This is a genomic window from Clostridium amazonense (genome assembly GCF_056431285.1).
The window spans coordinates 24,231-45,374 of record NZ_JBWKMH010000028.1; the positions used below are offsets into that span (position 1 = coordinate 24,231).

The following is a 21,144-nucleotide window of genomic DNA, read 5'->3' on the forward strand; positions in this document are numbered from 1 at the left end:
TATTATATGAATAAATTTATATAATAAAATTTATAATATGGTATATTAATACAATTATGAAAATTAAAATTTCGACGAAAATAGTACATTAATAGTACATTTTGTTTAAATTTAATATAAAGGCACATATTATTTAATAGAACATTGTTAATAATATGTAGGAATGCTATAATAAACTATTACAATATATGATTTATTAGAAGTTTTAAATTTTAGAAAGGGAATATTAAAATGATAAGATTTTTAGATGCTGGAGAATCACATGGAAAAGCGTTAGTGGCAATATTAGAAGGAATTCCAGCTAATTTTAAGATAGATTTAGATTATATTAATAATGAACTTAAAAGAAGACAATGTGGGTATGGCCGTGGAAGTAGAATGAAGATAGAAAATGATAAAGTGGAAATATGGTCAGGTATAAGAGGGAATATAACTACAGGAAATCCCATAACGTTGGTAATTTTTAATAGAGACTTTGAAAATTGGAAAGAATTCATGGAAAGAGATGCATTAGAAGATGAAAAGATTATAATTCCAAGACCAGGACATGGTGATTTAGTTGGATTTTATAAATATAATACTTCTGATATTAGAAATTCTATTGAGAGGACTTCAGCGAGAGAAACCGCAATAAGAACTGCCGTTGGAGCAGTTTGTAAAGATATATTAAGAGGTTTAAATATAGAAATAAGAAGTAAAGTTCAATCTATAGGAAAATACGAAGATGTACATATGAACTTATTTGATGATAGGGTATATGATAAAGTTAATAACAGTGAAGTTAGAGTATTTGATAAGGACACAGAAAAAGATATAAAAAATCTTATAGACATATGCAAAAAACAAGGAAACACTGTTGGAGGAACTATAATTGCAGAAATTAAAGGTGTGCCGTTAGGAATTGGAAGTTATGCTCATTATGATAGAAAATTAGATGGGATTTTAAGTATGGCAATAATGTCACTTCAAGGAATTAAAAGTATAGAAATTGGCGATGCTTTAAGCAAAGAAAAGTTTCTTGGAAGTGACTATATAGATGAAATATATTTTGACGAAGACACTATAAAAAGAAAGTCCAATAGTGGTGGTGGCATTGAGGCTGGTGTTTCCAATGGTGAAAATATAAGAGTTAAAGCTTTTATGAAACCTATACCATCAGTAAAGTTAGATATAAAATCAGTAGATTTGAAAAATAGAAAAAATGTTACAACAAGATATGAACGATCTGATGTTTGCGGAGTAGTACCTGCATCCATTGTAATTGAAAATATATTAGCATTTGAAATATTAAATGAAATATTAAAGGTTTACCCTAATGATGATTTTAAAAAACTAAAGGAAATGATTTTAAAAAATGAGGTGATTATACGTGAGTAAGGAAAAACTACTTATTTTAGATGGACATAGTCTAATGTACAGAGCATTTTATGCTATGCCAAATTTATCTAATTCGGAAGGGCTATTTACTGGAGCAATTTATGGTTTTTCAAATATGTTATTTAAAATGATTGATGAAATAGAGCCAGATTATATAGTAACAACTTTTGATAGATCAAAGCCAACTTTTAGACATGAAGCTTTTGAAGAGTATAAAGCAGGAAGAAAGCATATGCCAGATGAATTAAAAATGCAATTTCCTATAGTAAGAGAAATGCTTAATAAAATGGCTATAAATATTTTTGAACTAGATGGATATGAAGCAGATGATTTAATAGGAACATTAGCAAACTTTGCAGAAAATAATAGTATGGAAGTATATATTGTTACAGGAGATAGAGATGCATTACAGCTTGCTACTGACAATATAAAAGTAGTTATAAATAAAAAAGGTGTAACTGAGAAAGAAATTTATGATAGAAATAGAATGATTGAAGATTTTGGAGTTACACCAGATGAATTTATTGATGTTAAAGGGCTTATGGGAGATAAATCAGATAATATACCAGGTGTACCTGGTATAGGAGAAAAAACTGCATTTAAGCTTATAAAGGAATATAAGAGTATCGAAAATTTACTTCAAAACTTAGATAAAGTAAGTGGTAAAAAACTTAAAGAAAATTTATTAGAATATAGTGAACAAGCAATTTTTAGTAAAAAATTAGCAACTATAGTAAAAAATGCACCTGTTGAAATAAATTTAGAAGAAATAAAATCTAAAAAAGAATATGATATTAAAGGATTAAAAGAATTATTTTATAAACTTCAAATGAAAAACCAAATAGCAAGATTAGAATCAGAAATGCCTAGTGAAGAAAATGCAAAATCTCAAAATGTTGAATTTGAAGTTGTAGATAATATTGATAAGTTAGAAAATATTTTAAGTGAAATAAATGAAAAAGTGTTTTTTACTTTTAGTGTAAAAGATGATAAGTTTTATTCTAAAATTTATATAAATGAAATATATATAAAGATAAAAGAACAACTTTATTTAATTAGGTTATCTAAAATAAAAGAAGATGACAAAGAAAAAACTGTAAAAGTATTAAAGAAGTTTTTTGAAAATGAGAATATAGATAAGATATCTCATGGAGTAAAAAGTCTTTACACAGCATTAAGTAAAGATGGTATAGAACTTAATGGTATTAAATTTGACACTGAAATAGCAGCTTATTTAATAGATTCATCAAAGTCAGAATATAGTTTGAAAACATTAATTTCAAACTTGCTTATGGAAGAAATCAAAGAAGATGATGATAAAGTTCAAATGATATTATTATCTAAATTAGAAGATGTATATATAAAAGAAAAAGAAAAGATAGAAGAATTAAATATGGAAGAGCTTCTATATGATGTTGAGCAACCTCTAACTAAAGCTATATCAAATATGGAATGTGAAGGTTTTACAATAGACAAAGATTCTCTTTATGAATTAGGGGTAAGTTTTAAGAAAGAATTAGATGATTACACTAGTGAAATATATGAACTTGCAGGAGAAGAGTTTAATATAAATTCACCTAAACAATTAGGAAAAATATTATTTGAAAAGTTAGATCTACCAGTTATTAAAAAAACAAAAACAGGATATTCAACTAATGCAGAAGTATTAGATGCATTAAAAGATAAACATCCTATAATAGATAAAATTGTTTATTATAGACAACTAGCGAAATTATATTCTACTTATGTTGAAGGATTGAAACCAGTTATTGATTCAGATTCAAGAATACATTCAAGTTTTAATCAAACAGTTACAACTACTGGAAGGCTTTCAAGTACAGAACCTAATCTTCAAAATATACCTATAAAATATGAAATGGGAAGAAAAATAAGAAAAGTATTTATTCCTCATAATGAAGAGAGTGTTTTATTATCAGCAGACTATTCTCAAATTGAACTTAGAGTTCTTGCACATATAGCAGATGATGAAAATTTAATAAATGCTTTCAAAAAACATAATGATATACACACAACTACAGCTTCAGAGGTTTTTAATGTTAATATAGAAGATGTTACACCTCAAATGAGAAGCAATGCAAAAGCAGTAAACTTTGGAATTGTATATGGTATTGGTGATTTTAGTTTAGCTCAAGATTTGAATATAACAAGAAAAGAAGCAAAAGAGTATATAGATATTTATTTAGCAAGATATCCAAAGGTAAAAGAATATATAGATAACATAATTAGTGAAGCAGAGAATAAAAGCTATGTAACAACTATTTTAAATAGAAGAAGATTTATACCAGAAATAATGTCTTCAAATAAAATATTAAAAGCCCTTGGAAAAAGACTAGCAATGAATGCACCAATTCAAGGAAGTGCTGCAGATATAATTAAACTTTCTATGGTTAATGTATATAAAGAACTTAAAAACAGAAAGCTTAAGAGTACACTTATATTACAAGTTCATGATGAACTTATTTTAAATGTATATAAAGATGAACTTGAAGTAGTGAAAGAATTAGTGAAAAATGAGATGGAAAAAGTATTAACTTTGGATGTTCCCCTAGAAGTTGATATAAATATAGGGGATAGTTGGTATGACGCCAAATAAAACTATAGTAGTTGGACTTACTGGAGGTATTGGAAGTGGTAAAAGTACCATTTCCAATATGCTAGTACAAAAAAATATAACAGTTATTGATGCCGATAAAATCTCAAGAGACGTTTTAAGTATTTATCCTGAAATTCTTTTAGAAATAGAACAAGCATTTGGAAAAGAATATTTTTATGAAGATGGAACTTTAAACAGAAAAAAATTAGGGGCATATGTATTTTCCAGTAAAAAACTTAAAAAAGATTTAGAAAATATAATAATACCCTATATTAAAAGAGAAATTTTTGATAAAATAAAAAAGTGCAAAGAAAATATGGAAAAAATTTGTATAGTAGATGCACCAACTTTGATAGAAAATAATTTACAATATGATATGGATATTGTAGTTTTAGTAGTAGTGGATGAAAAAATTCAAATTGAACGAGTTATGAAAAGGGATTTACAAAGTGAAATTGAAGTAAAAAAGAGGATAAATAGTCAACTGCCAATAAAGAAAAAAATTAAATTTGCTGATTATATAATTGATAATAGTAAAGATATACAATTTGCTAAAACTCAATTAGATTCTATTTTAACTGAAATATATTTGAGGGGGAAAAATGAAGAGATTTAAGGCATTAATAAAAATTATTTTGTTTGTTTTAGTAATTATTATATTTTTAAATAAAGACTTTTTGCTTAAAAGAATATATCCACTTAAATATGAGGCATACATAATGACTTATTCTACCAAATATAATGTGGACCCTAACTTAGTTGCAGCTGTAATTAAAGCAGAAAGTAATTTTGATGAAGATGCAATATCTCATAAAGGTGCATATGGATTAATGCAAATAATGCCAGATACTGCAGATTGGATAGCTTCTCAAATTGGAATGGATGATATAACTTATGATATGCTATATAATCCAGAAATTAATATAAGAATGGGATGTTGGTATTTAGACAACTTAAGTGTAGAGTTTAATGGTAATATTGAGCTCATGATGGCTGCATACAATGGTGGTAGAGGAAATGTTCAAAAGTGGTTAAAAAATGATGAATACTCAAAGGATGGAGAAAATTTACACTTAATTCCATTTAATGAAACAAAAAGATATGTAAAAAAAGTAAATAGAAATTATAAAATCTATAAAGAATTGTATGATTTGAAATAAAACTAGACTATTACAAAGTTAAGTATTTTAATTGTGTAATAGTCTAGTTTTATTTTAGGTTTTATAATTTAAAAATCTAATAAATGTTATAGGGTTCCAAGCTAAAAAATGAAATTATTCAAATATTAAATGAGAATGGTAGTAGTAACGGAAACAGAAATTATTTAAAACGTTATTCATAAAAATTTCAAAGATACTCTAATGAATTTGCCATTTTATTTCCAAGACTAAACGGCTATAAGTGAACTGAATTCAGAGCTATGTAATTAAATTCTAGTATATTTTGAATTGCATATTTCTAAATTTAGTTCACACGACGTCCTGTCTAGGCAGTCGCTGAACTCGTCCTTGGGTTCAGGTCTTGAAAATAAAAAACAAATTAATAAGAGTTTCTAAATCAATTTTTAAAGAAATACTAATTTAAATAATTCCTGTTTCTTGATGAAAGAAAAAAGTTTTTCAATTGATAAATTTGTTATTTTGAATTTGGAACCCTATAGACTTAAATTTTGAAAATATAAATGCGAGATAACCTTATATAATTTCTTGAATAAATAGAAAATAGAACTGCTCAAAAATCAACAAAGATTTAATTGTGAATATACTATATTGTGATATTTTTAGAAAATAGCTCATAGAGAAAAGTTTTATTTATATAGATTTTAATAAAATTTTATTGAGGAGGGGAACTTTTATGGCATCATTAGTTTATGCAAATCCTGGTGGAAATTCACCGAGTGCAGGTGGTATTGGATGGGTTAATTTTGGAAATTTTACTATAAATCCAGGTGAAACAATAACTGATATAACTGCCACATTATTAGATGGTTCAACAGTTAAGTTTGATTTAACCAATACTGCAATTGCATTAGGGGGAAGATCATTTGTAGCAACACCATCACCAACATCAGGAGGAGCAGCTTTTGGAAATACAGGGTATACAGGGATTAATGGAAATGTAGTTTTATATGAGCCAAATGGTAATTTTAATAATAGAGTAACTGAGTTAAGGATTTTTAATATAAAAGTTTTGGATAAAGAAGGAATGAACATTCCCAATTACTCTGTTATTTTAGCTGATGGAGAAACTACAAATTTGGAAGAAGGTATTATATATACTACTAATCAAGGTGTTTGGGATTTATTAATAAATATACCACCAGTAGGTGGAGGTATAGCAACTACACCAGCAATTAGTGGAATTGGAACAAATATATTTAAAGAAGAAGGTACAAGTGGGTATATTGTTTCAGCACCTGTCATTGTAACAAAAAATGCAACTGATATTAATGTAAGAGTTATAAGTTCATCTATTGGAGGAGGCGGAAGACAAGGAATTGCAATTGGTTTTGCTATAAATAAAATAGAAGTGTTAAAAAATATTACATCAAGAAGAAGTCCATTAGATCAATTTACTTTAAGTATAAATGGAATACCAAATAATAAAGTAACCACAACAGGAAATTCAAATGGAATACAAATAGAGACAGCAAATGTATTTGGTAAAGTTAATAATACTTATACAATAGATGAGTCAATGAGTTTAGAAAGTGAAAATTCATTAACAGATTATAATCAAACAATATCTGTTATCAATTTATCTAATGGTGGACAAATACCTCCAATAACACAGTTACCAGAATCAGTAACATTACAACTTGGTGATATAATAAAATATACAATAACTAACACACCTAAAAAAGCTGATTTAAGAATAATAAAAACGGCAAATCCTAATCCTGTAATTGCAGGAAATAATATTAATTATACAATAGTTATAACTAATCAAGGCCCGGATAATGCTCAAAATGTAATATTGAGTGATACAATTCCATCCTGTATATTAAATCCAGAGTATTCAATTGATGGAGTATTACCATGGAAACCATGGCCTCAAAATGGAATAACATTAAGAACATTAATTTATGGAGCAAAAGATATAAATGTACAAATAAGGGGGACTGTAAATAAATCTTGTATAGAAAATATAATTAATACAGCAAAGATAGCCTCAACAACACCAGATCCAAATCCTGATAATAATACTTCCACAACAACCACAAAAGTAAACACATTAGCAGATATAATTGTGAAGAAAACAGGTAATCCTAATCCAGTAATTGCAGGGGACTTATTAACGTATAATATAGAAATAATGAATTTAGGACCATCAAATGCACAGGAAGTAATATTAGAAGATATAGTTCCACAATGTATATTAAATCCAGAATATTTAATTAATGGAATATTACCATGGAAGCCATGGCTTCAAAATAAAATTAATTTAGGGAATATAGAAGCAGAAGCACCTGAAATAAATGTACAAATAAGAGGAAATGTAAACTCATCATGTATAGAAAATATAGAAAATACAGCTACTGCTAAATCAACAACACCAGATCCTAGTCCAGATAATAATACATCAAAATCAACAACTGTAGTAGATACTTTGGCTGATATAACTGTTAAAAAGACAGCAAGCCCTAGTCCGATAGTATCAGGAGAAATGTTGACCTACACTATAGTTATATCAAATTTAGGTCCATCATACTCACAAGGTGTTAAACTTAAAGATGCTGTAATACTAGAAAATCCTGAATATATGTTAGAGGGTTCATTAAATTGGTTACCATGGAAAGGAAGTTTAAATTTAGGAACATTACAAGATAATGAATCTAAGGTAGTTTTAATAAGAGGTATAGTGCCTAAGGATGTAACTGGAATTTTACAAAATACAGCTACAGTAAGCAGCACAACAAAAGATCCAAATCAAAATAATAATACTGATACAATTGGAACACCTATAAATTCTTTAGCGGATATAAGTATTAAAAAAACAGTAAATAATAGTTTTGTAAATAGAGGAAATACAGTAGTTTATACCTTAGTTATTAACAATAGTGGACCATCAAATGCACAAGATGTAATTATAGAGGATGTAGTACCAAAAGAAATATCCAATGTTGAATTTTCTACGAATGGAGGAACTGATTGGAGCGTATGGATAAGTCCTTATAATATAGGAACGTTAATAGTAAATGAATCAAAAACCATTCTTATTAGAGGAACTATAACTAATTCTGCATTAGGTATAGTTACAAATACAGCTAAGGTAAGTAGTACAACAAAGGATCCTAATCCAAATAATAACACTTCATCAGTTGATATAAAGGTTGTATATGCAGATTTAGTATCATCAGGGAATTTAGTTAAATCTGTAGATAAACAATATGCAGATATAGGAGAAGAAATAACTTACACAATTAATGTTAATAATACAGGTAATACAATTGCTAACAATGTTGTAATATCAGACGCTATTCCTAATGGAACAATTTATATTGAGGGAAGTTTAGTATCAAATGTTCCTATAACTGGAAGTCCATCTAGTGGAATTAATATTACAAATGGAATTTTGCCTAATCAAAAAATAATTTTGAGTTACTCAGTGAAAGTAGATAAAATTCCAGTGCCAAACCCAATCCCAAATACTGCATATATAAAATATACCTACACAGTTAATCCATCTAACCCTAATTCAGTAAGTGGAAGTGGCTATACAAACACTGTATATACAAAGGTTAACCATGGTGAAATATTGCCACAAAATGCAGAAAAGTCATCAGATAAAATAGTTACAACACCAGGAGATATAATAACTTATACTATAAATTTGAAAAACACAGGAAATGTAAGTGTTATTAATACAATTGTAAATGATATTGTTCCAGAAGGAACAGAATTTATATCAGGTACAGTTACTATCAATGGTGAATTAGAACCTTTGCAAAATCCAAATTTAGGAATAAATGTTGGTAGCATTGCGCCAGGTGAAACTATTACTACAACTTTTAAAGTGAAGGTATTGCAAAGTGCTCCAAGTGTTTTAACAAATGATGCAGAGATAAATTATGAGTATAGAGTTAATGATAATCTTCCACCAATTAAAAGTAAAATTGTCACAAATAAAGTTAATATACATGTAATAAAAGCAAACTTAACTTTAGTTAAATCATCTGATAAAGTTAAAGCTTTAGTTGGAAATACCATAAGGTATTCAATAAAGGCAATTAATGCTGGAGAAGTTTTATTACAAAATGTCATAGTTAGTGATGAATTATCATCAAATTTAAATTATGAAGGAAAGTTAACTATAAATAATATACCTTCAAATCAAAGTATATTAACTGGAGTTAATATTGGTAATTTAGAAATTGGAGAAGAAAAAATAATATCATTTGATACAAAAGTAACATCTATTCCTAAAAGTGGGGTTATAACTAATATTTCAATTTCAAAGTTTAATTATATAGTATCTAAAAATAATTTTAATGGAAATTCAACTAGTAATGAAAATAAAATTAATGTATATAATCCTAATTTTACAATAAGCAAAATTTCAAATAAAAGCTCAGTTAAGGTTGGAGAAATATTTGTATATACCATTGAGATTAAAAACACAGGAAATATAGAAATAAATAATTTTATTATTAAAGATGACTTACCATTAGAATTTCAAGTTTTAAGCATAAAGTTAAATGGAGTGGTTATTACTGGAGATTTAAAAACAGGAATTGATATTGGAAATATAAGTATAGGTGAAAATAAAACTGTTGAAATAGAAGTTAAAGTAATTTCTGATTTAAATGAAATATTTAAAAATATTATAGTAGGAACAGCTAAGGTAACTGTAAACTCTGAAACAGATCCCAATAAAATAAATAAGATAGCTACTGATAATACTGGTGTTCAAGTTTTTAATCCACAGTTAACTTTAATTAAGAGTGTAGACAAAAAGTATGTTGTAGTAGGAGATATAGTCACATATACGTTATTTGCTGAAAATACAGGAGATATAACTTTAGGCGATGTAGATGTTAATCCAATTACTATTTCAGATATATTGAGTTCAAGCTTAGAGTTTATATATGGAACAGTAACTGTAAATGGAGTTGAAGATTTACAATCAGGTATTATATCAGGTATAGATATAGGAGTATTAAAACCAGGTGAAAGTGTTACAATAACTTTTAAAGCAAAGGTTATATCTAATGAAATAGTACCAATAACTAATATATCAAAAGCAAAATATGGATTTAAGTTACCAGGCGAAAATTCAGAAACAGGTATATCATCTAGTAATCAAGTTGAAATATATCCGGAAATAGCCAATATAGATATTGAAAAAACTGCAGATGAAAAATTTGTAGTTCTAAAAGATAATATAACTTATACAGTAATATTAAAGAATACAGGAACTTTAGATGCTTACAATGTAATATTTAAAGATGATTTACCATTTGAAGTTGAAGTAATAGAAGGTAGTTTTTCTATAGATGGAAAAGTTATTAATAATATTAATATTAGAGAAGGAGTTAATATAGGGGATATAAAAAAAGGTGATGAAGTTATAATTAAGTATACTGTAAAAGTAATTAAATCTAATTGCAAACAACAAATAATTAACAAAGCTAGTGTTAAATTTAATTATATATTAAAAGAAAATATTAATAAATTAGAAAAGAGCATAAGTAAAAGCTCAAGTACAATAGTAGATGTTGGAATATCAAATTTTAAACAATTTAGTGTAGAAAAAGTAATTCAAATACCATTACAAAAGCCAGATATAGAGGGAATATTAAATGTTAAGGGTGAAATAGAGATAATAAATAAGTATGTAGTAGAAACTTCTAATGGTGAATCTAATGAAGGTCAGAAATTAGGAGGTTATAAGTTGATTGTTCATGGAGTATTAACTGAAGTAGTTGAATATACTGCATTATGTAAAAGTCAATCTGTTCATTCAGCTCATTATAATATACCATTTTCAACATTTATAGTATTATCTAATTATGCCGAGGATAACAATGTAAAAATTGAAGGATTTATAGAAGATATATATTTTAATAAATTAGATAATAGGAATGTATTTATAAATAATACTGTTTTAATAAAATCATGTTTAGGTTGTTGTAAATAAAATAGAAAAGTGAGTAGTATACTCACTTTTTTATTTGAAAATATTATGATTATAGACTAATTGTTTATAAATTATAATATAAAAAACTTTAAAGTATTTCTAATATTTCTATTGAATAATTTTCTCCAGGAGCAGTAACTTCAACTATATCTCCAGCTTTTTTACCAGATAAAGCTTTACCTAAATCAGATTCTATGCTTATACACATATCTTCAGGAGATGCATCTAGTGTAGTTACAAGTGTTATAATATCTTCATCCTCAGTATCAACAAATTTAATTTTAGCTTTACCATTAACACCTAATACTGATTTATCTATGTTATCGCCATCTATTACAGTTGCTGTAGATATCATAGTTAATAAATATTGAATTCTATTATCATTTTCTCTATAGTTTGCACAAGCTTCTTTATATTCAGCATTCTCAGATCTATCTCCATGTGCAGCAGCTACTAGTTTCTCTTTAGCAATTTCAGCTCTTTTTACAGTCATTCTATAATCTAATTCTTCTCTTAATTTTTTTATGTTTTCTTCTGTCAGTTGATGATTCTTCATAAAAAATAAACCTCCCACAAAATATATTATGTCATAGGGCTTTAAACTAATCTTACAATTTAATTTGTTTCAAAAATTAACACCCTTAAATATAGGGAAACAAGCTCGAATTCAAAACTATTTTTTAAGCTGAAAATATATTGCTTTCAAAAGAAATACTTACTATAAAATGATTCCGAGCTAGTCTCACTCTTAAGGGTATCCAAGTTTTGAAACTAATAATTATGAAGATGAACTTGGAACCCTATATAGGGTTCCAAGTTCGAAGTTTAAATAACATCTTTATCAAGTGATATTATTAAGCTTACAGTTTATTCTATTATCATGTTGGAAACCAATTAAAAAGTAAGAGTGAAAAGTGATGGTGAATATCCCGGGGATTGAAATCCCCACTACAATGTTTTATTTGTACTTCAAATAAAATCAGTATAATATTTATCCATAAAAAGTTCATTTTGGAGAATAAATTCCCCATCATAATATTCTTACTAATCATAGTTTTAATAGTAACTATCATTATTACTTTGGATATTTTATAAAGCTAAATTTTTATATTGCGTTTAAATAATTTGCTTTGCAAATCTAATAAAAAATCATTTTTAAAAATTGAATCTCCAATTTTTACATTCACTTTCAACTTTCAATTTTCCATTTTAAATTAATTAGAATTCCCAAATGAAACAAAAATAATTTTATTTTTCAGCTTGTAACCCTATAATATTATATAATATATAGAAAAAAATAAAACCTCTATTGTAAAAGTTATAGCTATAAAGTTAAGTTTCCTATAGTTGAGAAATTGTAATAATAAATATTGTAAAGTAATTAATATTATATATATAATTATAAATAGACTTATTACTTACAAACTAAAGATAAGGGGTTAATATGACGGGAAAAAATGGCTTATTAAAAGAAAGAAAAAAAGAACGAATAAAAATCAGTAATTCAGATGATTTTAAAAATGCATTAAAAACAGAAGGGTACAATATAAATGAATTTGATGAACTAAAGTTTAGAAAGAAAGTTATAGATACTTTTAAATTAGATAATAATTCAATGAATATGTTAAATGTATGTATTAATGACACTAAGACTACATATAAGGCAGATGATATTAATGATTTTATAGATTATGTAAAAAGAATTACTATATTTGAAAATAATCATAATAAATTATGTGAGAGTATATGTAAAATTAAAAAAATGTATATAGATAGAATTGAATATGAGAGAGAACCTAGTTTAAAAGAAAGTGTTGAAGAGATTTTAGATGAAATAGAAGAAATAAAAACTAGAGTAGATAAAAAAATAAGTTTAGAAGAAAAGTTTGAATTAATAAAGTTAGAGAAGGAATTAGATAATGAATATCTTTATGCAAAAGATATAGAATTATTAAAGAGAATGATTTTAGTAGGAAATGATAGTTTAAAAGAAAATTACAATGATAAAAGTAAAGTAAAAACAATATCATTAGAGATACCTAAAAAAATAGAGTGTGAATATTTTAAAGTTAAAAAAGGAACTGTAGAATATCATGAGCATTTAAAAAATAATATACCAAGAGTTAAACGCTTAATAAAAAATATAAATAAATATATGAGAGTAGATGAAAAAGAAAAAGCAACATTTCATATAAATCAAAGTGAAGCATTGCAAGATTCTATAAATATAGCAATTGCAACATATGATAATAAGGAATTTAAAGCAATAAGTGGGAAAAATGAAATATCAAATTATTGTGCAGCACCACCTATGGAAAAGTCAGTTTTTAAAAGTTTAAAGGTAAATAAGTTGGGAAATTTGGGTGTTGGATATGAAAGAGTTAATGATAGTGAAAAGAAGATATTGGAAGAAATACATAAGCAAATAGAAAAAAAATTTTTAAAGGATAAAGGAAAACTTATTCTTTACAGCAAGTGGGAACCATGTCCAAGTTGCTATTTTGTAATTAGTCAGTTTTGTAAAAAACATCCTAATATACAATTACAAGTAAAATATATTAAAAAATATGGTGAATAGAAAAATATAATGAAAAATCACTTAGGTTTAAGAAAAACCTAGGTGATTTTTTATAGAAATTTAAAAATGTGAGAGTATTGCATAGGTATTGATATTAGTTTACTTGTGAGACATGCTTCTGGATATGTAGTATAAAGTTTAGTTATTGATAATTTGGATTTAAAGAATGAATTAGTGTGAATAAATAGTTATATATATATAAAGTAAAATGAAAAAAATTTAACAGGAGTGAATTATTTAATGTTAATAGTAAATGATAAGTTATGTAAATAATTAAACATATTATAATTTTAGTATGGAGGAGTTAAAAATGATCTATGATTTCAAAGTAAAAGATGTAATGGGAAAAGAAATTTCATTAGAAGATTATAAAGGAAAGGTTCTTTTGATAGTTAATACTGCAACAGGATGTGGATTTACACCACAATATGAGGGTCTTCAAAAAATATATGATAAATATAAAGATAGAGAATTTGAAATTTTAGATTTTCCATCAAATCAATTCTTTGAGCAAGCCCCAGGAAGCAATGAAGAAATAGTTAACTTTTGTAAAACAAACTATGGAACAACATTTAAAACTTTTGGAAAAATTGATGTAAATGGAGAAAAGGCAGTTGAATTATATAAATATTTAAGAAAAGAAGCACCAAAAGCTTATGAAGATGAAGCATCAAAATCTTTTTATGATAAACTAACATCATTAGGATTTAACACAAAAGATGATGATATAAAATGGAATTTTACTAAATTCCTTATAAACAGAAATGGAAAAGTTGTAGAAAGGTTTGCGCCAACAGTAGAACCAGAAAAAATAGAAAGTGCAATTGAAAAGTTACTGTAAAAACATATAAAAATTTACAAATTATTTTTATATATTAATTAGGTAAGATGATAATATAATTATATTGTCAGATAAATTGAAAATGGGGGATGAAAATGGAAAATATTAGATTAATTGAGTTGCCTAAATGTAAAATGGTTTCATCAGGTTGTGATGTGAATTGTGATTTTTCAGAAACAGGAATTTTGGGTAAATTTGATAAGTGGTGGAGTGCATATGATAAGAATAGAAAAGATAAATTTTTTCCAAGAGACTTTATATGGTATGATTTTAAAAATGAAGGACTTGTTTGGTATTATGCTATTGAAGAAGAAATAAGTGATTGTGAATATGAAATTATGGATTTTAACGGTGGATTATATGCTGTTGCAACTTCAATAGACGGAGATGATGAGGACGGTGCAAGAGTTATTAAGAGTATTTCAGAATGGATAGAAAAAAATGAACAAATAGAAGTTGATAACAGTAGACCTATTATGGTTCATGTTATAACACCACAATGTGCTATAAAGGCTTTAAATTATCATCAAGCAGATAACTTTGTTCCAATAAAAATGAAAACACCGGAATAAATTTTATTTTTGAAAAAATTAAATATATTTTAAATAATTAAATTAAAAATAAATAGATTGGATTAATAAATTTAATATTGAATTCTTATCAAGAGTGGTAGAGGGACTGGACCCATGATACCCAGCAATCTATTTTTATATATAAATGATATATAAAGTGTGCTGCTAAATCCTGTAGCTTTTAGCTAGTAGATGAGAACAAATTATGTATTTCAAACGCTAGAGGGAAAGTATCTAGCGTTTTTATAATTACTCAGTTTTGCAAAAAACATCCTAATATAAAATTACAAGTAAAATATGGTGAATAGAAAATACAATGAATAATCACTTAGGTTTAAGAAAAACCTAAGTGATTATTTTATTATATAGAGGGTTAAATTTTAAAAAATTATAATATAAGAAATTCATATTACTGTATTTTTATAGTTAAATATGTTAGAAGATTATAAAGAAAAAGTTATTTTGATAGCTAATAAGGAAGATGGAGATTTAAATTTATTTGACTATATAAAGTTTAAAAAAACAATTACATTTTTATACTTTTATTATAAAAAGAATAATTTATATTTAAATATATTAAAATAAATTTTAAAAAAAATTAAAGTATTAAATTTATATTAAATACATTTAAGTTTTATTAATATTTAGAATAATAAGTCGTAATATAGAATAATGAAAATACATGATATTAATTTGTAAAAAAATAGGAGTGTGTATGTATGAAAAAACTAAAAGATAAGATTAAAGATTTTAAAATTGAAAAGAAATTAAAAACTATATTTTCTATTATTATTTTTATGCTAATTATTACAGTAATATCATCAATTGTAAGCTTAGTATTAGTAGGAAGAAGTTTCACAACATTTTACAACGGTCCTTATCAAAACACAAATAAAGTCATGGAAATACGTAGAACAATTCAATCATATTCAAAATTTATAAATTATGCATTTGGTACCCCAGATAAAAGTAAAACAGAAGAATATATAAATAATGCAAAAGAAGAACTTGATTCGATAAAAGATGATTTAGATTACTTAAATAATAATTTTTTAGGTGATAAGATATTGATAGAAAAATTTGATAATACAATGAATACTTCAAAAGATTTTAAGGAAAAAATATATGAATTGGCTTTAGTTAATGCTAATGATGAGGGAAGAAAAATATTTTTTGAAAATTATCAGCCAATACTATTAGAAGCAAACACATACTTAGAATCAATGTATAAACAATCTCAAGAAATTGCAACAAATAAATATAAAACTTTGAGAGTGATACAAATAATTACAATTGTTATTTTGATAATAGTTGCAGGTATTACAATTGGAATTACAGCTATTTTAGCTATATATATTACTAATAGTTTGACAAATCCAATATTAGAAATTGAAACAGCGGCAGATAAGATGGCAAATGGAGAGTTTAATGTAGAACTTAATTATTATTCTGAAGATGAACTTGGATTATTATCAAATAGCATGAGAAAAATGATAAAAGTAACTAATGATGTACTAAAAGACACGGCTAGGGGTTTAAGAGAAATTTCTAATGGTAACTTTAATATTGAACCTGAAGTTGAATTTATTGGTATATTTGAACCAATAAAAGATTCTATATATAAAATTATTAGACAGCTTAGTGATATTATAATAGAAATAAATGAAGCATCAAATCAAGTTTCCAGTGGATCAGATCAATTAGCAGAAGGATCACAAAATCTTGCACAAGGAGCTGCTGAACAAGCAAGTGCAATTGAAGAGCTTTCAGCATCTATTGGGGAAATTAGCAATGAAGTTCAAAACACTGTAAAAATAGCTAATGATGTAAATGAGATGTCACATGAATCTATGGTTGTTGTAAATGAGGGAAATAAAAGTATGAAAGAAATGGTAAGTGCAATGGAAGATATTGAAAAATCATCTATAAACATTAGTAGTATTATTAAAGACATTGAATCAATAGCTACAGAAACTAATCTACTAGCATTAAATGCTAGTATAGAAGCAGCTAGAGCAGGCGATGCAGGAAAAGGTTTTGCTGTAGTAGCCAATAAAGTAAAAGAGTTATCACAACAATCAGGACAAGCAGTAAAAAATACTATGGAGTTAATTGGAAAATCTATAGATTCTGTAAAAAATGGGAAACAATTAGTGAATAGTACTGCTGAAAAGTTGGTAAAAGTGGTGGATTCAGTAAGTAAATCTACTGAATTAATTTTTGAAATAACAAATGCATCAAAAGAGCAAGCACAATCAATTGAACAAATAAATGATGGAATACAACAGATAGCAGAAGTAGTGCAATCAAATTCAGCTATATCAGAAGAAAGTGCAGCAGCAAGTCAAGAATTAACAGCACAGGCTATTAACTTAAATAATATGGTGTCACAATTTAAAATAAAAAAAATATAAGATAGTTATTAAATAAAGATAATGAGAGTTTTCCTAATATATCAACGATTAATATGACTAAAAGAATAATAAACTTTATGATAATATAAGTTGAAATCTTATTATTAAATTCAAAACTATAGAGTATACTATTGACATTAAAGATATTGTAATATATCATTAATTAGTAAATTTAATATTGAATTCTTATCAAGAGTGGTAGAGGGACTGGCCCTATGATACCCAGCAACCTATTTTTATATATAAATGATATATAAAGTGTGGTGCTAAATCCTGTAGCTTTTAGCTAGTAGATGAGAAAAATTATATGTTTTTTCAACGCTAGGTATGAGTTATCTAGCGTTTTTGTTTTGAATAATATATAATAAAGTTAAAAAATACAAGAAAATAAGGAGAAAAATAGATGAAAAAAAATAATAAGCTACCCATTAAAACAATAGTAGCTATAGGTATTGGGGCAGCTGTATTTATGATATTAGGGCGATTTGGATCGATTCCTACGGGGATTCCAAATACAAATCTAGAAACAAGTTATGCATTTTTAGGATTAATGTCAGTTATATTTGGGCCAATAGCAGGAGCTGCAATTGGATTTGTAGGACATACTTTAAAGGATTTAATGATGTGGGGTAGTCCTTGGTTTAGTTGGATAATAGCATCTAGTGTTACTGGATTTATTATTGGATTTGCAAAAAAATCAGTGGATATTTCAAAAGGAAAATTTACGAAAAAACATGCAATAATATTTAATATTTATCAAGTGTTAGCAAATATAATAGCTTGGTGTGTAGTAGCACCAACATTAGATATTGTAATTTATAGTGAACCAATAGATAAACTTTATATTCAAGGTGCGGTAGCAAGTATATCTAATATAATAATAGTAGGATTTTTAGGAACTACATTATTGTATACATATGCTAAAAGCAGAACCCAAAAGGGCAGTTTAATTAAAGAAGTAAATGAAGAAAAAAGTAAAGTTTCTTATGAAAACTATGATTTAAGTTTAAAAAATGGTTCAAAGAAAAGTTCCCAAAAGCCGGTAATTGAATTTAGTAACTTTACATTTAAATACAATTCACAAAAAGAACCAACATTAAGAAATATTAATTTGACTATATATGAAGGAGAAAAAGTGCTTATTGTAGGGCCATCAGGATCAGGCAAGAGTACACTTTCAAATGCAATTAATGGGCTTGTACCTTTTTTATATGAAGGTGAAATACAAGGATCACTTAAAGTTAAAGGCAAAGAAACAAAAGATATGAGCATATTTGAACTTTCTAGTGTAGTAGGAACTGTACTTCAAGATCCAGATAGTCAATTCATTGGATTAACTGTAGCTGAAGATATAGCATTTAGATTAGAAAATGATTGTGTATCACAAGATAAGATGAAAGAAAAGGTAGATAGAGTTTCTAAAATTGTGGATATAAATAGTCATTTAAAATCTTCACCTCATAGCTTATCTGGAGGACAAAAACAACGTGTTACATTAGGTGGGGTAATGGTTTCAGATGTAGATATACTTTTATTTGATGAACCACTAGCAAGTCTTGATCCTGCAACAGGTAAGAGTGCTATGGAGCTTATTGATAATATAAATAAGAAAGATAACAAAACCATAGTTATAATAGAACACAGATTAGAAGATGTATTACACTCTGATATTGATAGGATAATAGTAATTGATAATGGAAAGATTGTTGGAGATTTAACTACTAGAGAATTATTAAGTTCCAATTTATTAAATAAAACTGGTATAAGAGAACCTTTATATATAACAGCATTAAAATACGCAGGTATACAAATAACAGAGGAATTATGCCCAGAAGCTATAAACACTTTAAAATTAGATAAAGAAAAACATAAACTTAATAATTGGTATCAAGAAAGTAGTGAAGTTGTTAATAAAAGTGGTAACGATGCTATTCTTGAGCTTAAAGACATAAAATTTGGATATGATGAAAATAAGGAAATTCTTAAGGGAGTTTCATTTAAAATAAATAAAGGTGAGATGGTTAGCATTATTGGAAAAAATGGTGCTGGAAAATCTACTATATCTAAACTTATATGTGGTTTTTATAAACCAACTAGTGGAGATATATTATTAAAGGGAAGAAGTATTGAAAATGAAACTATAAAGGAACGTTCTGAAAAAATAGGAGTAGTTATGCAAAATCCTAATGCTATGATATCTAAGTCAATGATTTTTGATGAAGTTGCATTAGGTCTTAAGATTAGAGGAATAAGTGAAGAAGAAATAGAGGAAAGAGTATATGAAACACTTAAAATTTGTGGTTTATATGAATTCAGGAATTGGCCAATATCAGCTTTAAGCTTTGGTCAAAAGAAACGAGTAACTATAGCTTCAATTCTTGTATTAAATCCAGAAATTATAATTTTAGATGAACCAACAGCAGGACAAGACTTTAGACATTATAGTGAGATTATGGAGTTCTTAAAATATATAAATGAAAAAGGTGTAACTATAATAATGATAACTCATGATATGCATTTAATGCTTGAATATACTAATAGAGCAATAGTATTATCAAATGGATTAAAAATAGCAGAAGATAGTGCTTCCAATATACTTACAGATGAAGAAGTTATAAAAGAAGCTAACTTAAAAGAAACATCTTTATATGAATTAGCATTAAAAGCAAATTTAGAAGAACCAAGAAATTTTGTTAAAAGATTTATTGATTATGATAGGAGGATTAGAAAAGTATGAATACAATGCTAGAATATTCTGAGATAGATTCGCCTATTCATAAACTTAGTGGTGCATCAAAGCTCATTGCATTAATTCTTTGGGCAATAGCATCAATGGTAACCTATAATACATTTTTGCTTATAGGAATGTTTATATTTAGTGTAGTAGTATTTAAAATTTCAAAGGTTCCTTTTAAAAAGGTTTCTTTTGTACTATATTTTATACTAGTATTTTTACTTATAAACAACATAGCTATATTTATCTTTTCACCAATGGAAGGTGTAAAGATATATAATAGTAGAACAGATTTATTTACGATTGTAGGACCATACACAGTAACAATAGAACAATTATTTTATCAGTTTAATATAACATTAAAATATTTTTCTATAATACCAATGGCATTATTATTTATAGTGGCAACAAATCCTAGTGAATTTGCAGCATCTTTAAATAAAATTGGTGTAAATTATAAAATTGCTTACTCAGTAGCAATAGCATTAAGATATGTTCCAGATATTCAAAAGGATTATATGGATATATCATTTGCACAACAAGCAAGAGGAATAGACATGTCTAAAAAGGAAAAGGTATCTAAAAGAATAAAACAATCAGTAGCTATATTAATTCCACTTATTTTTTCAAGTCTAGATAAAATAGAAACAATAAGTACTGGGATGGAATTAAGAGCATTTGGAAATAAAAAGAAACGTACATGGTATAGCGAACGAAGTTTTAAAATAGGAGATTATATAACAGTTGCAATTATGATGACAATTTTACTTATGGCTATAGCTTGCAATATATATAATGGAGGACGTTTTTATAATCCATTTTTATAATAATATAAACTTATAGTTGTATATATAGAACTATAAACGTATAAAAG

At 26.4% G+C, this 21,144-nt stretch carries 12 protein-coding genes, 1 pseudogene and 2 riboswitches; of the genes and pseudogenes, 12 read left to right on the plus strand and 1 reads right to left on the minus strand.

The window, feature by feature from the left end; genetic code table 11:
• Positions 1–231 precede the first annotated feature (231 nt).
• The 5 genes from aroC to AC07E4_RS11785 all read left to right on the plus strand — a co-directional run bounded on the left by aroC (position 232) and on the right by AC07E4_RS11785 (position 11,131).
• Entirely contained in the window at positions 232–1,377 is a 1,146-nt protein-coding gene (gene aroC, locus AC07E4_RS11765) for a chorismate synthase (RefSeq protein ID WP_478216490.1), read from the plus strand.
• Positions 1,370–3,991: a DNA polymerase I gene (gene polA / locus AC07E4_RS11770; RefSeq protein WP_478216491.1), complete on the plus strand. Its 2,622-nt coding sequence runs from the start codon at positions 1,370–1,372 to the stop codon at positions 3,989–3,991. The genes aroC and polA overlap by 8 nt, the downstream gene beginning before the upstream one ends.
• Complete coding sequence (gene coaE, locus AC07E4_RS11775) at positions 3,978–4,607, plus strand: dephospho-CoA kinase (RefSeq protein ID WP_040329124.1); 630 nt, start codon at positions 3,978–3,980, stop codon at positions 4,605–4,607. The genes polA and coaE overlap by 14 nt, the downstream gene beginning before the upstream one ends.
• Positions 4,594–5,151 (plus strand): lytic transglycosylase domain-containing protein, encoded by a 558-nt coding sequence (locus tag AC07E4_RS11780; RefSeq protein WP_040329121.1) that lies wholly within the window; start codon positions 4,594–4,596, stop codon positions 5,149–5,151. Before coaE ends, AC07E4_RS11780 begins: the two co-directional genes overlap by 14 nt.
• Before the next feature lie 694 nt (positions 5,152–5,845).
• The gene (locus tag AC07E4_RS11785; protein ID WP_478216492.1) at positions 5,846–11,131 is read left to right on the plus strand and encodes a DUF7507 domain-containing protein; all 5,286 of its coding nucleotides are present in this window, start codon (positions 5,846–5,848) and stop codon (positions 11,129–11,131) included.
• Positions 11,132–11,219: 88 nt separating this feature from the next.
• Here the strand turns inward: AC07E4_RS11785 and AC07E4_RS11790 are convergent, their stop codons facing one another.
• On the minus strand, positions 11,220–11,687 hold the full coding sequence (locus AC07E4_RS11790) for a GreA/GreB family elongation factor (RefSeq protein ID WP_430828537.1): 468 nt from the start codon (positions 11,685–11,687) through the stop codon (positions 11,220–11,222).
• A gap of 888 nt (positions 11,688–12,575) precedes the next feature.
• Between AC07E4_RS11790 and AC07E4_RS11795 the strand changes: the two genes are divergently transcribed.
• The 7 genes and pseudogenes from AC07E4_RS11795 (at position 12,576) to AC07E4_RS11825 (ending at position 21,097) form a co-directional block, all read left to right on the plus strand.
• Positions 12,576–13,709 (plus strand): deaminase domain-containing protein, encoded by a 1,134-nt coding sequence (locus AC07E4_RS11795; protein ID WP_430828538.1) that lies wholly within the window; start codon positions 12,576–12,578, stop codon positions 13,707–13,709.
• A 310-nt stretch (positions 13,710–14,019) separates the two neighbouring features.
• Positions 14,020–14,550 (plus strand): glutathione peroxidase, encoded by a 531-nt coding sequence (locus AC07E4_RS11800; RefSeq protein WP_478216493.1) that lies wholly within the window; start codon positions 14,020–14,022, stop codon positions 14,548–14,550.
• Positions 14,551–14,645: 95 nt separating this feature from the next.
• Positions 14,646–15,122, plus strand: coding sequence for a GyrI-like domain-containing protein (locus AC07E4_RS11805; RefSeq protein ID WP_040328268.1), 477 nt, complete (start codon positions 14,646–14,648; stop codon positions 15,120–15,122).
• 82 nt (positions 15,123–15,204) lie between these two features.
• Positions 15,205–15,321: riboswitch (SAM riboswitch) on the plus strand.
• A 520-nt stretch (positions 15,322–15,841) separates the two neighbouring features.
• Positions 15,842–17,536, plus strand: coding sequence for a methyl-accepting chemotaxis protein (locus AC07E4_RS11810; RefSeq protein WP_478216494.1), 1,695 nt, complete (start codon positions 15,842–15,844; stop codon positions 17,534–17,536).
• 183 nt (positions 17,537–17,719) lie between these two features.
• Positions 17,720–17,836: riboswitch (SAM riboswitch) on the plus strand.
• Between the two features lie 169 nt (positions 17,837–18,005).
• Positions 18,006–18,434: pseudogene (locus AC07E4_RS11815) on the plus strand (ECF-type riboflavin transporter substrate-binding protein); the annotation flags it as partial.
• Positions 18,435–18,581: 147 nt separating this feature from the next.
• Positions 18,582–20,273, plus strand: coding sequence for an ABC transporter ATP-binding protein (locus AC07E4_RS11820; protein ID WP_040328311.1), 1,692 nt, complete (start codon positions 18,582–18,584; stop codon positions 20,271–20,273).
• Positions 20,270–21,097, plus strand: a complete 828-nt coding sequence (locus tag AC07E4_RS11825; protein ID WP_040328270.1) for an energy-coupling factor transporter transmembrane component T family protein — start codon at positions 20,270–20,272, stop codon at positions 21,095–21,097. Before AC07E4_RS11820 ends, AC07E4_RS11825 begins: the two co-directional genes overlap by 4 nt.
• Positions 21,098–21,144: the final 47 nt, after the last annotated feature.

Bases quoted from the DNA above. Each gene is read 5' to 3' on its own strand.
- aroC (WP_478216490.1), top strand. From the start codon at position 232: ATGATAAGATTTTTAGATGCTGGAGAATCACATGGAAAAGCGTTAGTG.
- coaE (WP_040329124.1), top strand. From the start codon at position 3,978: ATGACGCCAAATAAAACTATAGTAGTTGGACTTACTGGAGGTATTGGA.
- AC07E4_RS11780 (WP_040329121.1), top strand. From the start codon at position 4,594: ATGAAGAGATTTAAGGCATTAATAAAAATTATTTTGTTTGTTTTAGTA.
- AC07E4_RS11785 (WP_478216492.1), top strand. From the start codon at position 5,846: ATGGCATCATTAGTTTATGCAAATCCTGGTGGAAATTCACCGAGTGCA.
- AC07E4_RS11790 (WP_430828537.1), bottom strand. From the start codon at position 11,687: ATGAAGAATCATCAACTGACAGAAGAAAACATAAAAAAATTAAGAGAA.
- AC07E4_RS11795 (WP_430828538.1), top strand. From the start codon at position 12,576: ATGACGGGAAAAAATGGCTTATTAAAAGAAAGAAAAAAAGAACGAATA.
- AC07E4_RS11800 (WP_478216493.1), top strand. From the start codon at position 14,020: ATGATCTATGATTTCAAAGTAAAAGATGTAATGGGAAAAGAAATTTCA.
- AC07E4_RS11805 (WP_040328268.1), top strand. From the start codon at position 14,646: ATGGAAAATATTAGATTAATTGAGTTGCCTAAATGTAAAATGGTTTCA.
- AC07E4_RS11810 (WP_478216494.1), top strand. From the start codon at position 15,842: ATGAAAAAACTAAAAGATAAGATTAAAGATTTTAAAATTGAAAAGAAA.
- AC07E4_RS11825 (WP_040328270.1), top strand. From the start codon at position 20,270: ATGAATACAATGCTAGAATATTCTGAGATAGATTCGCCTATTCATAAA.